We start from the raw sequence: 17,358 nt of genomic DNA on the forward strand, positions 1-17,358 counted from the left end.
AGGGCAGGTTTAGCGCCTGCCCGCTTCAAAAAACAGAGCCTTCTTCAGGCTCTGCTCTGCTGCTTAACGTTCCCAGTAAGATTCTTCGAGACTGTCTTCCCGCTCGGGCAGGCCGCGCGTCAGGCGTGGAGAATGCTGATTCAACACCTGATAGCTAACGCGGTTAGCGTATTTGCACACCTGCGCCAGCGAGGAATAGGTCAGCCAGGTCAGTTTGTGCTTGCTGGAGTTCGGCACGTTGCTGCGGTGATAGTTGTTCGCGGTAATATCATGCAGCAGCGCCGCAAGCGCGCCGTCACCCGCCCCGTTGGTGTTCATTATCTTCTCCGGGCCGCCCATGTAAGGAGCGATGTGGGAGTAGATACGCAGCGGTTCAGCACAATCTTTCAGGCGCATCGCGCGGCTAAATTCGTACTGGTTAAATTCCGCAATAGCCCCCGGCAACAGAGGATGTTGGGTATTACGTTTCGCGGTTTCTTCCGTGTAGCCCGCCATATAAAGCCCGACCGGCCCGGCGGTGCACAGTACCAGGTCAACCCAGTCCAGCGCCTTGTCGGCGGCCAGCAGCGGATCGCTTTCGCCGGTTAGCGCCTCGCCTTCTTCTTCGTTCATCGCCAGGATAGAAACGTGTTCGCGCAGGAAGGCCTGCCACCAGGCCGGGTTCTCGGCAATCACGTATTTAGTGCCCAGGGTCAGAACCACCGGCACGTTGTGTTTCTTCGCCCAGGCAATGGCCTGCATGGTGGCGTCCGGCATCGGCTCGCCCGGCTTGCAGCGCACCAGATAAGAAGTCAGCACCAGTGCGGACGCCCCGGCAATCACCTCTTCAGGAATGCTTTCAGCGCGCAGCTGGTTCATGTGGCCAGGGCTGATGGCGAACGTACGCTCACCCTGGTCGCCAATCAGCGTAAAGCAGCGGCCAATCGCGCCGTCAACGCCCTGCAGGTAGTTAAGATCGGTCCGGCTGGAGGTGTTGCAGAGATAGCGGTAGGCGTAGCTGCCAATTTCGACATTGCGGCACATCACGCCGAGCAGCACCGAGCGGTCATCGGCCAGCACAGAGTAGTTGTGCATGGTATTGCCGATGGTGCCCCCGGCAAACTGGTGGGTAATCAGGTTGCTGTCGACCAGTTCTTTGTAGAGCGCGTCGGCCACATCATCCTCAATCACCAGGGAATGACCGAAGCTCAGCCCGTAGCGCTGTACAAATTCGTCGTCCACTTTGGCCTCAATGTCGACCAGCGTTTGATCGATGCCGACCACCCAGGAAGCGCCGCTTTCGGCTTCAGGCTGAGTTTGCTGCAGGAGCGGATCGCGGGCGTTGACGGGGAAGTAGTGTTTGGATTTGCGTTTACCGGGAAATTTCATGGTGTCGTTACGGGGCTGAATAATAAGGCGGAGAATAGTAACATTCCCCGCCTCAGGATTCTATTTAGCGATACCGATCCACCAGATTGACCATCATTGCGATATGGGCCGGATCGTCGTTCAGCGCCGGGATGTACTCGTACTTCGTCCCGCCCGCTTCGATAAACACTTCCCGGTTCTGCACCGCCATCTCTTCGAGGGTTTCCAGGCAGTCGGCGGAGAAACCGGGGCACATCACCTGAATATGCTTCACGCCCTTTTCGGCCAGCATTTTCAGCGTTTCGTCGGTGTACGGCATCAGCCACGGTTCGCGGCCAAAGCGTGACTGGTAGGTCATCATCACTTTTTCCGGCGGCAGCTCAAGGGCGCTCAGCAGCTCACGGGTGGTGTCACGACAGCGCTGCGGGTAATCATCGCCTTCGTTCGCGTAGCGCTGCGGAATGCCGTGATAGGAAAGCAGCAGCACGTCCGGCTCGCCGTGTTCGGCAAAAGAGCGTTTAACCGAGGCCGCCAGCGCGTTGATGTACGCGGGATCGGTCGCATAGTCACGAATCAGGGAGATAGAAGGCAGGCTGCGATAATCGGCGAAGATCCGCCCCAGTTCGTCCCATACCGCCGCAACGGTAGAGCAGGAAAACTGAGGGTAAAGCGGCAGCACCACAATGTGCGTCACGTTCTGCGCCAGCAGCTCCTCAACGGCGCTTTTCAGCGACGGTTCGCCGTAGCTCATCCCCAGCGCAACCGGCGTGTCCGGCAGCTGCTGCGCCAGCGCTTTCTCCTGCCGACGGCTGTAAACCATCAGCGGCGAGCCCTCTTCCATCCAGATGGACTGGTAGAGTTTGGCGACGCGCGGCGAACGCAGCGGCAGAATGACGCCGCGCAGCAAAGGCCACCACAGCAGGCGAGGCGTATCCACCACGCGCTTATCGCTCAGGAACTGACGCAGATAGCGGTTGACCGCCGCCGGAGTCGGGGCGCTCGGCGTGCCAAGGTTAGCCAGTAAGATGCCAATTTTTTCCTGATTCATTCCCACCCCTTATCTATAAATTGCCGTCAATTGTAACGTAAAAGAGCGAAACGAGAACCGATTACAGCAAAAGGGGAAAATGAGGGCAAAAAAATACCAGGGCATGCCCTGGTACTCACTTCTGACAAAGTCCATTGCCCTGAAAAATCTGAACACCGATCTTATAAAAACAATGAATGATGTTCTCTGATTTACCCCAAACAGTCGAAAACCACGTTTTCGGCTGTTTGTCATCAATATGACCAGGGCATGCCCTGGTATTGATTGTCGCGGCTGGAAATTATCCGAGGATTTTTTCCAGCTCTGCGCGAACGTCAGCCACGGCCTGAGTGCCGTCGACTTTAGCGTATTGGGTGTTACCCGCCTGCGCTTCTTTAGAGTAGTAGCCGATCAGCGGCGCGGTCATCTGATGGTATTCCACCAGACGTTTACGCACGGTTTCTTCCTGATCGTCTTTACGGGTGCTCAGCTCTTCGCCGGTCACGTCATCTTTGCCTTCAACCTTAGGTGGGTTGAATTTGATGTGGTAAACGCGGCCGGAAGCAGCGTGTACGCGGCGACCCACGATACGGTCAACGATCAGCTCGTCCGGAACGTCGAACTCCAGCACGAAGTCAACTTTGATGCCCGCTTCTTTCATGGCGTCAGCCTGCGGGATAGTGCGTGGGAAACCGTCCAGCAGGAAACCGTTACGGCAGTCTTCCTGCGCAATGCGTTCTTTAACCAGGGCGATAACCAGCTCATCGGTCACCAGCTTGCCAGCATCCATGATGTCTTTGGCCTGTTTACCCAGTTCTGAACCAGATTTGACCGCGGCACGCAGCATATCACCGGTGGAGATTTGCGGAATGCCGTATTTCTCCATGATGAACTGAGCCTGAGTCCCTTTACCTGCGCCCGGCGCGCCGAGCAGAATGATACGCATTGCGTAATTCCCCATACGTTTAATTATTCAATCGAATTTGAGGCCAAAACCATACCACTAAAGGCGGTATCATCACAAGGAAGGGAGGCACTCAGGCTGAGGCTCCGGGCCTGGATTCCGTCCGGATCTCGACCCATTTTTTGCTGCGGCCGAAGTCAGAATCGCTTCAGCCAAACAGCGTTTTTATTTTTACAGCAGCTTACTTATCCCCTGTATCACCAGGGATAAATTAGGTCTTCGTCTGCTGGTTTATGAACTGCCAGACTTCCTGAAAAGGGTGCGCTATATAGATTACGTTTATATACAGCAATTATAATGACGCCCAACACTCCTGCCGATTCTGTATGGCGTCAGGCTGTTAATCAGGAGATCTATTTTGCTAAGAGGAAGAGCGCCCGCCATGAATAAGACTTTACTCCCCCTCATCTGTTGTTTGCTGCTCAGCGGATGCACATCACAGTGGGTAAAAACTCGCAGTAACGCGCAGGAATACACCAGCGCCCGTGCAGCCTGTGAAACCCAGTCCCAGCAGGCTTTCCCGGTGAGGAACGAGGTTGCACAACGGACTAAGTACACCACTTACTATGAAGCCTGTACCAAAAAAGATGATTGTGACGGCGAGAAAACCAGGGCGGTAAAAAAGCCTGAAATAGAAAGCTATGTGATGGACGTGAATAGCGAAAGCCGCGATCGGTTGTTTAATCAGTGCATGGAACTTAAAGGCTGGGAAAGCAAAATAAAGTGGCTGTAATAGCTGAAATTCAATATCAGACACTCGCATGACGGCAGTAAAATAACCTTACTTTTATATCATTTATTTTTAAGGTGATTACCATGCCCCCAAATTTAAGCGAAAAAAAACCACCTGCCTGTGCAGGTGGTTTTTGTCAGTCTTTCAACCCGACTTAAGAAACCAGCAATTGGTTCATACGGCGGATGAACTGGTTAGGATCTTCCAGCTGACCACGCTCGGCTAACAGCGCCTGGTCCAGCAGCAGCTCGACCCACTCGCCGAACTGAGCGTCGTCCTGCGTATCCGCCGCGCGTTTCACCAGCGCATGCTCCGGGTTAAGCTCGAAGATGTACTTCACGTCCGGCACTTCCTGGCCCGCAGCGGCAAACAGTTTCGCCATCTGGGTGCTCATGTCGTTGCTGTCGGTGGTCACGATCGCCGGCGTATCGGTCAGGCGGTGAGTCAGGCGCACTTCCTTCACGCGCTCGCCCAGCAGGGTTTTCACGCGGTCCACGAACGGCTCCAGGGCTTTCTCGGCCTCTTTCGCTTCTTCGGTCTCTTCGTCCGTCAGCTTATCCAGCGATTCGTCGGTTTTGCTCACAGACTGGAACGCTTTGCCGTCGAACTCGGTCAGGTAGCTCATCATCCACTCATCGATGCGGTCGGAAAGCAGCAGAACCTCGATGCCTTTCTTACGCAGCAGTTCCAGATGCGGGCTGCTCTTCGCCGCCGCGTAGCTGTCTGCGGTGATGTAGTAGATCTTCTCCTGGCCTTCTTTCATGCGGGAGACGTACTCTTCCAGCGACACGGTCTGGGCTGAAGAATCCGTGTGCGTGGTCGCGAAGCGCAGCAGCTTAGCGATAGCTTCCTGGTTCGCGTTATCTTCCGCCGGGCCTTCTTTCAGCACGAGGCCGAAGTTTTTCCAGAAGGTCTGGTACTTCTCGGCATCGTCTTTCGCCAGCTTATCCAGCATCTGCAGCACGCGTTTGGTCAGCGCGCTACGCAGGTTCTGGGTCACGCGGCTGTCCTGCAGGATTTCACGGGAAACGTTCAGCGGCAGGTCGTTAGAATCTATCAGGCCGCGAACAAAGCGCAGGTAGTTCGGCATGAACTGCTCCGCGTCGTCCATGATGAACACGCGCTGTACGTAGAGTTTCAGCCCGTGTTTATGGTCGCGGTTCCACATATCCCACGGTGCCTGTGAAGGGATGTACAGCAGGCTGGTGTACTCCTGCTTGCCTTCTACACGGTTATGGCTCCAGGAAATAGGATCGGTAAAATCGTGGGCGATATGCTTGTAGAACTCTTTGTATTCGTCTTCGCTGACTTCAGACTTGCTGCGGGTCCACAGCGCCTGAGCCTTGTTGATTTTTTCCCAGCTGATAACGGTTTCGCCGTCTTTCTCTTCACGCTGTTCAATCTCAACCGGCAGTGCGATATGGTCGGAATACTTACTGATGACGGAGCGAACGCGCCAGTCGTCCAGGAATTCATCTTCGCCTTCGCGCAGGTGCAGCGTGATTTCGGTGCCGCGATCGGCTTTATCAATGTCGGCCACGGTGTATTCACCCGCGCCTTCAGATTCCCAGAACACGCCCTGATCCGCGCTGGCACCGGCGGCGCGAGTGCGAACGGTAACTTTGTCAGCCACGATAAACGCAGAGTAGAAGCCAACGCCAAACTGACCAATCAGCTGGCTGTCTTTCGCCTGATCGGAGCCCATGGACTCGAGGAAAGCTTTGGTGCCGGATTTAGCGATGGTACCCAGATGATCAATGACCTCATCTCGGGTCATACCGATGCCGTTATCGGCGATGGTCAGGGTGCGATTCTCTTTGTCAAAAGAGACGCGAACGCGCAGCTCACCGTCGCCTTCATAAAGGCTGGCGTTCGACAGCGCGCGAAAGCGCAGCTTGTCTGCCGCATCAGAGGCGTTGGAGATCAGCTCACGCAGGAAGATTTCTTTGTTTGAATACAGAGAGTGGATCATCAGGTGCAGAAGCTGTTTTACCTCTGACTGAAAACCGCGGGTCTCTTGTCCTTTCATGGTCATGGATACCTCAACAAAATCATACGGGATGAAGAAAACGTTGAGGGGGATATGGTAGCGATTTGTGCCTTTTCAAGCAGGAGGAGGCAAAAACCTCCTCCGGACGGCTAAAAATTAATCTTATGGCGGCCAACCAGCGAGTGAGAAAGCGTGGTGCCGTCCACCATTTCAAGCTCGCCTCCTACCGGCACACCGTGCGCGATACGGCTGGCTTCAACGCCATATTGGGCGCACAGCTCGGCAATATAGTTGGCGGTAGCCTCGCCTTCCACCGTCGGGTTAGTGGCGAGAATAACCTCTTTCATCGACTCGCTCGCAAGGCGATGCTCAAGGCGATCCAGGCCGATGTCATTCGGGCCAATGCCGTCCAGCGGCGAAAGGTGCCCCATCAGCACAAAATAGCGGCCGGAGAACTGCCCGGTTTGCTCGATGGCGTGAATATCCGCCGGGCTTTCCACCACGCATATCTGGCCGTTTTCCTGGCGGCGCGGGTTGGAGCAAATGGAGCAAATCTCCTGCTCGGTAAAGGTACGGCAATCCGAACAGTGGCCAATCTCGGACATCGCGCGGGTCAGTGCCTGAGCCAGACGCATACCGCCGCTGCGGTCGCGCTGCAACAGCGCAAACGCCATACGCTGGGCGGATTTGGGGCCAACGCCGGGCAGGCAGCGCAGGGATTCCATAAGGGCTGAGAGTAAAGGACTGGTTTGCATCGCTCGGGCTTGTGAGAAAAAGTGGGGTATAGCCTAACATTAGCCCCGAGGATGGGTATAGGAAAAGATATCCCCCGCACGATAGCTCGCCGGGGGATAAAATTTACGCGATGTCTTTGCCGAAACGGCCCTGGTTAAAATCATCGATGGCCTGATGAATTTCCTCTTTGGTGTTCATCACGAACGGACCGTAACCCACAACCGGCTCATTCAGAGGCTCGCCGCTGAGCAGCAGAACCACCGCGTCATTGTTGGCTTCAAGGGTCACCCTATCGCCTTTGGCATCCAGCACCACCAGCTGCGCTTCACGAGCCACCTCTTCACCGTTGACCAGCACCGTGCCTTTCAGCACCACCAGCGCCGTGTTCCAGCCGTCTTTAACCGCCAGCTGAGTGACGCCCTGCGGGTTCAGGCGCAAATCCCAGATGCTCATCGGCGAGAAGGTCCTGGCCGGGCCTTTGGTCCCGTCAAACTCACCGGCAATCACGCGAACCTTCCCGGCATTGTCCGGCAAATCGACCACCGGAATATCGCCGTCGGTAATCGGCTGATAGCCAGGCGCGGTCATTTTGTCTTTTGCAGGCAGGTTAACCCAAAGCTGGACCATTTCGAGGCTGCCGCCCGCTTCGCTAAACGCCGGGGAATGGTACTCTTCATGCAGGATCCCGCTCCCGGCGGTCATCCACTGCACGTCGCCCGGACCAATCACGCCGCCGTTGCCCGCGTTATCGCGGTGCGCCACTTCGCCTTTGTAGACGATAGTCACGGTTTCAAAGCCGCGGTGAGGGTGCTGATCCACGCCGCGCTGCCCTTTGTTGCTCGGCTTAAACTCCGCCGGGCCCGCGTAGTCCAGCAGCAGGAACGGGCTAAGCTGCCCGGCAAATTTAGAGTACGAAAACATCGAACGAACCGGGAAACCATCGCCCACCCAGTGGGAAGCCGGTGCGGTATAGACGCCAAGAATTGATTTCATGATTCTCTCCACAAGGGTTGTTTCTGATGGGATAAAGCTTACCCGTCAGACACCCAGTCCGGTAGAGTGCTAAAGTAGACTCAGTGTTCCATAAACAGGACAATAGAAATGCAGGACCTCAACGATCTGTGGTATTTCGTGCAGGTGGTCGACAACGGCGGTTTCTCCCCCGCCAGCCGGGCGATCGGCATTCCGAAATCACGCCTGAGCCGCCGCATTGCGCTGCTAGAAGAGCGGCTTGAAACCCGCCTGTTACAGCGCTCGACGCGTAGCTTCACCGTCACGGAGGCCGGGCAGATCTTCTATCGCCACTGCAAGGCGATGATGATTGAAGCCGAAGCGGCACAGGAGGCCATCGACACGCTGAAATCAGAGCCGCGAGGGCTGATTCGCCTCACCTGCCCGATTGCGCTTTTGCATGTCCACATCGGCGATATGCTGGCGCGCTTTATGCGCCTCTATCCGCAGATTGTGATTCAGCTTGAGGAAACCAACCGGCGCGTGGACGTGCTGAACGAAAACGTCGATCTGGCTATTCGCGTGCGGCCCCTGCCGCTGGAGGATAGCGATCTGGTGATGCGCAAGCTGGCGACGCGCAGCATGTGCCTGGTCGCCAGCCCGGAGCTGGTAGCCCGTCAGGGTATGCCTGCCGCGCCAACAGATCTCGCCCACTGGCCAAGCCTGGCGCTGGACAGGCCGCAGCAAACCTACCGCTGGTGCCTGTTTGGCCCCGAACAGCGGGAAGTGATTGTCCACCATAAACCCCGCTTTATTACGACGGATATGATTGCGCTGCGAACCGCGGCGCTCAACGGCATTGGCGTTGTGCAGCTCCCGAAGCTGATGCTTAACGGCGCGCTGGAACAGGGCAAGCTGGTTCACGTTCTGCCTGAATGGCGGGCAAGAATGGAGGTAGTGCACGTGGTGTTCCCTTCCCGGCGTGGGCAGCTGCCGGCGGTACGGGCGTTGATTGATTTTCTGGCAGAGAGTTATCAGGCACTGAACGAGGAGTGAGAAAACGGCCTTCTCCCGGGCAGGAGAAGGCGGGAATGCATCAGAATGGCATTTTGAAGCCCGGCGGCAGCTGCATGCCGTTGGAAACCCCGGCCATTTTTTCTTTCTGCGCTTCACCGATACGGCGAGCGGCATCGTTGAAGGCTGCGGCAACCAGGTCTTCAACCATTTCTTTGTCATCTTCCATCAGGCTTGGATCGATTTCGACGCGGCGGCAGTTATGCGCCCCGTTGATGGTCACTTTCACCAGGCCCGCGCCGGACTCGCCGGTGACTTCCATGTTGGCGATTTCTTCCTGAGCCTGGGCCATTTTTTCCTGCATCTGCTGGGCCTGCTTCATCAGGTTACCCAGACCGCCTTTTCCAAACATAATCTTCTCTCTTTCATCGGGCCAGCCTCGCGGAATGCGAGAGTGGCTATCGGGGTTTCACACTATGCCGCGCAAAACGAGGCATATCAAACAGGGCGAATACTATCTTCATCCAGCTCTGCGTCAAAGAACCTTTGCAGAGTCTGAATATTGCTGTCGCTGTTCATCGATTCGCGCGCCTGCGCCAGCTTCTCTTCGTAGATGGCCTGACGCCACTCAAGCGGCGTGCGGCGAGCCAGATTCTCATCTTCAATAATAGTCAGTTCTATCGCCTCGCCATGGAACGTGCTCATGGCATCTGAGAGCGTTTTTTGCGCCGAGGGCGAATTCAGGTGGCGCTGGCCCGGACGCAAATGCAGGCAAACCCGGTTGCCTTCCGCCTCTTTCCAGGCATTGAGCGCCAGCTGTTGCACCAGTTTTGGCAGCATCAGCTGATTGATTTCCGCCGCCCACTCGTCGCGCTCGATAGCCTCTTCGGCCAGCTTCTGCGCTAGTTCCGGCGTTTTTTCATGCTCGAGCGCTTTTTTCAGCGCCTTTGGCGTCGCAACCGGCTCGGGCGCCGCTTCAATCGGATTTTGTGATTTCCAGCGATAGGCTTCTGGCTTCGCCGGTTTTTCCGGCACCGATGGCGCAGGCCGTGCCTGAACGCGTTCGGTCACCGAGGCCAAACGTTCCAGCGCGGTGCTTTTTGCCGGCCGCGCTAGTCGTTGCGCTGCCGGCTCATTCTTTTTTGCTTTGTCAGTCTCCTGATGGCGCATCAGCTGGCTGCGCGCCTGAAGGATCTGGCTGGTAGCATCCGGCAGCGGAGGGGCTTCCCTGTCCGGCGGCGGAGCCGCCTGCTGCTGCCTTGCTGCTGGCTGATGCGACGCCGGGTTAATCACCGGAATGCTTGCCGCCTGGCGTGGTACTTCCGGCTCGGGCAGCGGTTTGCGCGGATGGAAGGCCAGCGCACGCAGCAGCGTCATTTCTACGCCCATGCGGCGATCCGGCGCCCACGGCAGCTCTTTGCGGCCAATCAGCAATGTCTGGTAGTAAAGCTGTATGTCGGCGGGTGGGACAACGCGCGCAAGTTCACGCATACGCTGTTCGATAGCCGCCATATCGCTGCCAAGTGCGGAAGGAGAAAGCTGGACCATCGCCACGCGGTGCAGCAGCGCGGACATTTCCACCAGCAATGCTTCCCACTCAACGCCACGTGCCGCCGCGTCGTTCAGCAACGCCATTACGCGCTGCCCGTCGGCATGCACCACCGCTTCAATCAGCGACAGCGCCTGGTCATCATCAAGGGTGCCAAGCATGGTGCTGACGGCCGACGTCGTGACCTGGCCGTCGCCGCTGGCAATCGCCTGGTCGGTCAGGCTCAGCGCATCACGCAGGCTGCCGTCTGCCGCCCGGGCTAACAGCTGCAGCGCGCGGGGCTCGCTAACAACCTTCTCCTCACCAAGAATGTGTTCCAGCTGATGGCGGATTTGTTCGACGTCCAGCGCTTTCAGGTGGAACTGCAGGCAACGGGAAAGAATCGTCACCGGCAGCTTTTGCGGATCGGTGGTGGCCAGCAGGAATTTTACGTGCGGAGGCGGCTCTTCCAGCGTCTTAAGCAGCGCGTTGAAGCTGTGGCGCGAGAGCATGTGCACTTCATCGATAAGGTAGACCTTAAAGCGGCCACGCGCGGGGGCGTACTGAACGTTGTCCAGCAGGTCGCGGGTGTCTTCCACTTTGGTACGCGAGGCAGCGTCTATCTCAATCAGGTCGACAAAGCGGCCTTGTTCTATTTCGCGGCAGTTATCGCAGACGCCACAAGGGGTCGCGGTAATGCCGGTTTCGCAATTCAGCCCTTTCGCCAGCAGACGGGCGATTGAGGTTTTCCCCACCCCTCGGGTGCCGGAAAAAAGGTACGCATGGTGGATGCGGCCCAGCGACAAACCATTAGCCAGCGCGGTCAGTACGTGTTGCTGGCCGACAACATCAGCAAAAGTTTGTGGGCGCCATTTGCGGGCTAAGACCTGGTAGCTCATCTGGAGTTAGGCTCTGGTTCGCGGGAAAGGTGAATTGAGGGGGTAATGCTAACATATGCCTCGCCCGATGGGCGAGCGAGGCTTGTCACTGTATGGCAATACGGTCGAACTTAGTGACCCGGGAAAGGCACCAGGCAGAAGCTTTTCACGCCCATTTTTTCCAGGCGCTGCTCGCCGCCAAGGTCAAACAGGTTAATCACGAATGCCGCATCGGTCACTTCGCCACCCAGGCGACGAATCAGTTTTACCGTCGCTTCAATGGTGCCGCCGGTCGCCAGCAAATCGTCCACCACCAGCACTTTATCGCCCGGCTTGATGGCATCTACGTGGATTTCAAGGCTGTCGGTGCCGTATTCCAGCTCATAGCTTTCGGCGATGGTTTCACGCGGCAGCTTACGAGGTTTGCGCACAGGAATGAACCCAACGCCCATCTCCAGCGCAACCGGGGCGCCAAACAGGAAGCCACGCGCTTCGGTGCCCACCACTTTGGTGATCCCTGCGTCTTTAAAACGAGAAACTAAAAGGGCAATGCTGGTGGCATATGCTTTCGGATCTTCCAGCAAGCTGGTGACGTCACGGAACAGAATTCCTGGTTTTGGGTAATCAGGAACGCTTTTAATGCTGTTTTTGAGATATTCAAGCTGCTGCGCAGTCGCGGTCATCGGTTTATGCCTGCAAAAAACATGATACTAAACAGAGTACATGTGGGTTCGAATGTGAACCACTGGTTAACGGTTAACCAGCTGTACCCGTGCTCGAAAACGCTCGAATTTACTGGCTGGGCGCGACAATTGCAACAGCTTCTGCTGCGCTTTATCGCTTTTGTTGTGCTTCATCAACCACCGGAATGCGCCACATAAAAGCAAGCAGCGCACAAAGAATCACCAGCAGCAAAATTCTAACCCACACTATCTTCACCAGCCACAGCGAAATCGCGAAAGTGGCGAGAATAAACAGAATCGCCTTTGGCTTCGCCCCTCGGGGCATCGCCCGATGCTGCTGCCAGTAGCGCAAATAGCTGCCAAACCACGAACGGTAGAGCAGCCAGTGGTGAAAGCGCGGCGACGAGCGGGCAAAACACCACGCGGCCAGCAGCAGAAAAGGCGTGGTCGGCAACAGCGGCAATATCACACCCAGCGTAGCAAGCACTACCGCCAACCAGCCGATGATGATTAGAATAAGACGCTTCATGCCGTAACCTCTGACAACCCCTGGAGAGCCATTTTGTGAAAACCGCTTCGCTGTTACAAGCCCTTGAAGCTCGGGTCGTCGAGCTGGCAGCCGCCGTTGAGCCGGTCGCCCTGCTGCGGGCAAGCCAGGCGCGCTTTGACCGTAAGCTCTTCCATACCCACAGCACGCAGCTGAAAGATTATCTTCAGGAAGCCCAGGCCAATCTCGCCCAGCTTCAGCTTAGCGTCAGCCACGGTAAAACCGATCAGGTGGCGTTTATCGCCGAAAAACTGGTCGCACAGATTGCCGCACTGCAGCGGGAATTAGCCACCGCGCATTTACGCAAAAGCGAGCCGCAGCACAAGGTGCAGGAAAATCTGTACGAAAAACTGTCCACCCATCAGGATTATGAACGGCGCCTGCTGGCGATGGTGAGCGATCGCGAAACCCAGCTTACGGTGCAGGCCACGCTCGCGGGTCAGCAAAAGCTACAGCGTGAACTCGCCGCGCTGGAAGGCCGCCTGCAGCGCTGCCGCCAGGCGCTGGCCCGCATAGAAAAAGCCATCGAAAGACGTGAACGCGGGCTGAGTTAACCCCAAAATAAGGAGCAAGAATGTCGCTGGATAACGCCCCGGACGAGGTCAAACTGGCCGTCGATTTAATTATGCTGCTGGAGCAGCACCAGATCCCAACGGACACCGCGCTTGCGGCGCTGGACATCGTTCGTGAGGATTTTCTACGCAAACAGCGGGAAGAAAAGGCTTCCCGCTGATTGTCACGCTTAGAGAGACGGCGGCAGCAGACCGCCATTTTTGCCCAAATCGCGCTTCACTTCCGTTAGCTCATCGCCCTTTTCGTTATGCAGATGCACTTCAAGCTGATTGAAGGCGATATTGATATTGTTTTCGCGGCACAGCCTGTCGATGGCGCGGTTCAGCTCATCAACGGTGATGCTGCGGTCACGCAGCTCACGGACATACAGCCGCAGTTCGTGGTCGAGCGTACTGGCGCCAAACGTCGTGAAGTACACCGCAGGTTCCGGGTCGTGCATCACGCGCGGATGATCCATCGCCGCTTTGAGCAGGATCTCTTTCACTTTGTCGAGATCTGAGCCGTAAGCCACGCCGAGCTTGATAACCACGCGAGTGATGGTGTCCGTCAGCGACCAGTTGATCAGGCGTTCGGTGACAAACGCTTTGTTCGGGATGATCACTTCTTTACGGTCAAAATCGGTGATCGTCGTCGCACGGATACGGATCTTGCTGACGCTGCCGGAGAACGTCCCGATAGTGACGGTATCGCCGATACGCACCGGGCGTTCGAACAGGATGATCAGACCGGAAACGAAGTTACCGAAGATCTCCTGTAAGCCAAAGCCCAGGCCTACCGACAGCGCCGCCGCCAGCCATTGCAGCTTGTCCCACGACACGCCGAGCGAGCCGAATACCGTCATCGCGCCAATCACGATAATGGCATAGTTGAGAATAGTGGTAATGGCGTAAGACGCGCCCTGGCGCATTTTCAGGCGTGACAGCACCAGCACTTCCAGCAGGCCAGGCAGGTTTCGAATCAGCGCCCAGGCTACCATCGCGGCCACCACGGCAAACAGAATGCTGCCCATGGTGACGTTTTTCATTACCGCCGCGCCGGCTTCGCTGCCGGTGTAGTGCCACAGCACGATGCTATCGAGGTAGGCAAAGACGGTGATTAAATCCGACCAGATGGCGTAAAACACCACGGCGAACAGGGCGAACATCAGCAGCATGGTCAGGCGCATCGTCTGCTGGTTAATCTGATCCAACGCCAGCGGCGGTTCTTCAACCGGCTCAGCGCCTTCCGCCCCTTCTTTCACCATATTCTGGCGACGAGCCAGCGCACGGCGATAGGCAATACGGCGTGCCGCAACGCTCAGGCCACGGATCACCGTCTGGTGAATCAGGTTCCAGATAATCACCAGATAGACCGTGTCTATCCAGCGGTTCGCCAGCCGCAGCGTGGTGTAGAAGTAGCCGGTTGCCGTCAGCACCAGCAGCGCCACCGGCACGACAGACAGCACGGTAATGGTCAGCAGACGCAGCGGATGCGACTCTTTATCGCGCCAGTTGTCACGGCACATCGGGATAATCAGGCAGGTTATCAGCAGCAGGTTAAGGAAAATCATAAACTGCCCGAGCACGTCGTCCATCAGGTGCAGCGGCGACAGCTCGCCGACTACGGACCAGAACAGCAGCGGCAGCAAGGCAAAGCTGATGCGCACAATCTGACGGCGATAATGGCGGGTAAGATGTTCCGGCATGTTAAACCAGATAACGGCCAGGCCACGGCTGCTCAGAATGCGCCACGCCATGCCGAAGACCAGCCAGAACAACGCCAGCTCTTTGGCAAATGCCCACAGCAGTTCGCTGATATTGAGCTGCATAAACAGCAGCACTAAACCTACCGAAAGAATCGCCATCGTCAGCGGCAGTACTTTCAGGAAGTTCAGCAGAATTGCCTTCGGCGTGTTGAGCTGAGTGTCGGTGCGCAGCTGCCCCACTTCAGAAGCAAGCTTAGCCAGCTGCCTGTCGATCCATTTGTAACGCCAGCGCAGCAGGCCGGCCAGCAGCATCAGCGGCAGCGCGGTGAACAACGACATGAACAGCCCGTCCAGCACCTTGTGCCAGCTGATGTCCAGCTTCATAGCTTTGATTTGGTCGTGCAGCGCGCCCGGGAAGGATTTGATCCACTCCCAGTTCATCGGCTTGTTGCTGTTTACCCAGAAGATTTGCTGGGTCAGCATTTTCTGCAGGCTGGTGCTGACGCTCATCAGCTGCTGCTGGTTAATTTGCAGGTTAATCGCCATCATCAGCTGGTTGCCCAGCTGCTTGTTAAGCTGGTCGAGCAGCTCGCGGCGCATATCCACCACCTGCAGCAGCGCATCGTGAACCTCGTCGTTAACCTCGTTCTTGTGGCCCTCTTCAATCTTGCCGACGTAGCTGTCGCTCTGGAACATCGCATCACGCTGCTGGTTAATGTCGAACTGCTCAAGACGCAGGTCAGCAATGCGGTTGGTGAGGTCTTCAAGGTCATCGGCGGACGGCAGCGTCTGCTGCTGCTGATAAAGGATACGCGACAGCAGGAGGCTGCCCTTCAGCACCGAGATTTGTTCTTTCAGGTTACGTTCGGACTGAAGCGCACGGTCCAGCCAGTTTTTGACGCGGATATTGCGCTGTACCAGCTCGTTTCCGCTTTGCGTGGCGTTAATCAGGCGCTGGCTGAGCTGGTGATTGACGTCCAGCTCCTGGCGCACCAGCGGGTTATTCTGGATAGCGCTGGTGTCGGCATCGTCAGGCGTGACGGCTTCCTGGGCGGTTTTTTCCGTCAGCGTTAAGCGTTTGCTGTTCACCGCCTCCTGCAGCAGCTGAAGCGAATGCTCAAGCTGGCCAATATTGGCGTTGGTGTAGTCACGCTGTTTCTGCAGCGCATCCTGCAAGACGGTGTTGCCTTCAAGGCTCTTACGCTGCTGCTCAATCTGCGTGTTGAGCAACGCCTGCTGCACCAGCAGCAGATTTTGCTGGCTCGGCCGCAAAGTGGCTTCGCCCGGCGTGGTGCCATTCAGGCGGTTGCGCACCTGCAGGAGCTGCTGCGAAGCGCTGTACATCGCATTCTGCACGCGCTCGGGCTGAGTTTGCAGCGACACCAGTTGGCTATTCAGGGTAGACAGGTCGTTATTCGCCGACTGCAGCTGATCCAGCACGCTGGTCAGGCGGGCTTCCAGCTGGCGCAAAGAGAGCGTACTCAGCGTTTTGCGGGTCGCGTCGTCGTCGGCTGGCGTACTGAGCGAGTTGAGCGCCTCGGTGGCCTGCTTCAGCTTATCCGGCGCCTGGGCAACCGTGGTTTTAAGCTGAGCCGTCTCCTGCTTCACCCGGTCAAGCTTGTCCAGCATCTCAAGCGTTTCGGTGAGATCTTTCTGGGTGAGCTTATCGTCGGCGGTCAGCGTTTTTTGCTTGTTCAGCGTGTCCAGCTGCGACTGAACCTCTGCTCTTGCAGGCAGATCGCCATTATTTTGCGCCGCCTGAGCCAGCGAAAACGGCAACAGAGTGGAGACAAACAGAAACAGGGAAAGAATGAATGCGGAACGGGACGTCCGCGACAGAGCGTTGTGCTGCGTAGTCATGGTTGAGTCATTACGGTGCTGCGCATGTAAGTGCCAGCTAAAAGTAAAAGGCCACGGAAGATGCGCAGAATAGCACGGCTTCAGGGCGTAGAATAGCAATCGCCCTCGGAGGAATCTCAAATGATTTTCAGGGTGAAAGTAAGCCGAAAATTACGCCGGTTTGTTCAGCGTTGGGCTCAGTTGGAACATCTCCAGAAGCACGGCGATAAAGTCCGGCGCTTTGGCATGAAGATCGAAGGTTTCCGGCGCTACCAGCCAGTTTTCAATCAGGCCGGTAATGTAGCTGCGCATCAGCGTAACGGCGAGGGAGAGACGCAGGCTCGAAGGCAATTTTCCGGCGTCGATACAGCGCTGTAAGGCGGCCTCAATACGTTCATTTCCTTCCATATAGAGCGTGCGTCTCGCCTGCTGCAGAACTTCAAGTTCGCCGACAAACTCGCATTTATGGAAAATGATTTCGGTCATCAGGCGGCGGCGTTCTTCTGTCACCGTTGCCTGTAAAATATAAATGAGTAATTCTCTTATCACAGACAGTGGATCGTCTGGATATTTTGCCCGATACTCAATCTCTAAGTCACCGATACTGGATTCGGTTAGCTCCCAGATCTCACTAAACAATTCCGACTTATTTTTGAAATGCCAGTAAATCGCACCACGTGTTACCCCGGCAGCCTGAGCGATATCCGCAAGCGAAGTCGCAGAGACGCCCTGCTGTGAAAACAGGAGAATCGCAACGTCGAGGATGTGCTGGCGGGTTTCAAGCGCCTGAGCTTTGGTTTTTCGTGCCATAAGTGGGTGAATTTACTTTAGTCAGATTTACATACATTTGTGAACGTATGTACCA

16 protein-coding genes and 1 other annotated feature are annotated in these 17,358 nt (G+C 56.4%); of the genes, 4 read left to right on the top strand and 12 right to left on the bottom strand.

The features are described from left to right. Positions 1 to 63: 63 nt before the first annotated feature. The 3 genes from ACE38U_RS04530 to adk form a co-directional block, all read right to left on the bottom strand. On the bottom strand, positions 64 to 1,368 hold the full coding sequence (locus ACE38U_RS04530) for an inosine/guanosine kinase (RefSeq protein WP_038480230.1): 1,305 nt from the start codon (positions 1,366 to 1,368) through the stop codon (positions 64 to 66). Between the two features lie 64 nt (positions 1,369 to 1,432). Then, entirely contained in the window at positions 1,433 to 2,395 is a 963-nt protein-coding gene (hemH, locus tag ACE38U_RS04535) for a ferrochelatase (RefSeq protein WP_375529250.1), read from the bottom strand. A 280-nt stretch (positions 2,396 to 2,675) separates the two neighbouring features. Continuing rightward, entirely contained in the window at positions 2,676 to 3,320 is a 645-nt protein-coding gene (gene adk / locus ACE38U_RS04540; protein WP_038480225.1) for an adenylate kinase, read from the bottom strand. 400 nt (positions 3,321 to 3,720) lie between these two features. Between adk and ACE38U_RS04545 the strand changes: the two genes are divergently transcribed. Further along, entirely contained in the window at positions 3,721 to 4,071 is a 351-nt protein-coding gene (locus tag ACE38U_RS04545) for a hypothetical protein (protein WP_038480222.1), read from the top strand. Positions 4,072 to 4,225: 154 nt separating this feature from the next. Here the strand turns inward: ACE38U_RS04545 and htpG are convergent, their stop codons facing one another. From htpG to ACE38U_RS04560, 3 genes are all read right to left on the bottom strand, one after another. Beyond that, positions 4,226 to 6,100 carry a molecular chaperone HtpG gene (htpG, locus tag ACE38U_RS04550; protein WP_375529251.1) on the bottom strand — a complete coding sequence of 625 codons (1,875 nt, stop codon included), beginning with the start codon at positions 6,098 to 6,100 and terminating at the stop codon, positions 4,226 to 4,228. Between the two features lie 110 nt (positions 6,101 to 6,210). After that, positions 6,211 to 6,816, bottom strand: coding sequence for a recombination mediator RecR (gene recR / locus ACE38U_RS04555; protein ID WP_375529252.1), 606 nt, complete (start codon positions 6,814 to 6,816; stop codon positions 6,211 to 6,213). A 103-nt stretch (positions 6,817 to 6,919) separates the two neighbouring features. Then, a complete protein-coding gene (locus ACE38U_RS04560; RefSeq protein WP_038480216.1) occupies positions 6,920 to 7,789 on the bottom strand; it encodes a pirin family protein in 870 nt (289 codons plus the stop codon). Positions 7,790 to 7,897: 108 nt separating this feature from the next. Here ACE38U_RS04560 and ACE38U_RS04565 point away from each other — a divergent pair, with 108 nt between their 5' ends. After that, positions 7,898 to 8,803 carry a LysR family transcriptional regulator gene (locus ACE38U_RS04565; RefSeq protein WP_375529253.1) on the top strand — a complete coding sequence of 302 codons (906 nt, stop codon included), beginning with the start codon at positions 7,898 to 7,900 and terminating at the stop codon, positions 8,801 to 8,803. 40 nt (positions 8,804 to 8,843) lie between these two features. On the opposite strand, the gene ACE38U_RS04570 is transcribed toward ACE38U_RS04565, so the two are convergent. From ACE38U_RS04570 to ACE38U_RS04585, 4 genes are all read right to left on the bottom strand, one after another. Beyond that, positions 8,844 to 9,173, bottom strand: coding sequence for a YbaB/EbfC family nucleoid-associated protein (locus ACE38U_RS04570; RefSeq protein ID WP_008460260.1), 330 nt, complete (start codon positions 9,171 to 9,173; stop codon positions 8,844 to 8,846). Between the two features lie 86 nt (positions 9,174 to 9,259). Next, a complete protein-coding gene (dnaX, locus tag ACE38U_RS04575) occupies positions 9,260 to 11,188 on the bottom strand; it encodes a DNA polymerase III subunit gamma/tau (RefSeq protein ID WP_375529254.1) in 1,929 nt (642 codons plus the stop codon). Beyond that, positions 9,860 to 9,924: a sequence feature (DnaX frameshifting element), on the bottom strand. (Overlaps the previous gene by 65 nt.) A gap of 110 nt (positions 11,189 to 11,298) precedes the next feature. Next, a complete protein-coding gene (gene apt, locus ACE38U_RS04580; RefSeq protein WP_038480207.1) occupies positions 11,299 to 11,850 on the bottom strand; it encodes an adenine phosphoribosyltransferase in 552 nt (183 codons plus the stop codon). 151 nt (positions 11,851 to 12,001) lie between these two features. Next, complete coding sequence (locus ACE38U_RS04585; RefSeq protein WP_038480204.1) at positions 12,002 to 12,379, bottom strand: DUF454 family protein; 378 nt, start codon at positions 12,377 to 12,379, stop codon at positions 12,002 to 12,004. Between the two features lie 35 nt (positions 12,380 to 12,414). Between ACE38U_RS04585 and priC the strand changes: the two genes are divergently transcribed. Together priC and rsmS are read left to right on the top strand one after the other, a co-directional pair. After that, a complete protein-coding gene (gene priC, locus ACE38U_RS04590; RefSeq protein WP_038480201.1) occupies positions 12,415 to 12,951 on the top strand; it encodes a primosomal replication protein PriC in 537 nt (178 codons plus the stop codon). A gap of 20 nt (positions 12,952 to 12,971) precedes the next feature. Beyond that, complete coding sequence (gene rsmS, locus ACE38U_RS04595) at positions 12,972 to 13,130, top strand: pleiotropic regulatory protein RsmS (protein WP_071842853.1); 159 nt, start codon at positions 12,972 to 12,974, stop codon at positions 13,128 to 13,130. Positions 13,131 to 13,139: 9 nt separating this feature from the next. Here rsmS and mscK read toward each other — a convergent pair whose 3' ends face one another. Together mscK and acrR are read right to left on the bottom strand one after the other, a co-directional pair. After that, entirely contained in the window at positions 13,140 to 16,514 is a 3,375-nt protein-coding gene (mscK, locus tag ACE38U_RS04600; RefSeq protein ID WP_375529255.1) for a mechanosensitive channel MscK, read from the bottom strand. A 150-nt stretch (positions 16,515 to 16,664) separates the two neighbouring features. Further along, entirely contained in the window at positions 16,665 to 17,303 is a 639-nt protein-coding gene (gene acrR, locus ACE38U_RS04605) for a multidrug efflux transporter transcriptional repressor AcrR (RefSeq protein ID WP_176982567.1), read from the bottom strand. Between the last annotated feature and the right edge of the window lie 55 nt (positions 17,304 to 17,358).

Origin of the sequence: Cedecea selenatireducens (assembly GCF_042138895.1) — a bacterium.
GTDB classification, from domain to species: Bacteria; Pseudomonadota; Gammaproteobacteria; order Enterobacterales; family Enterobacteriaceae; genus Cedecea; species Cedecea selenatireducens.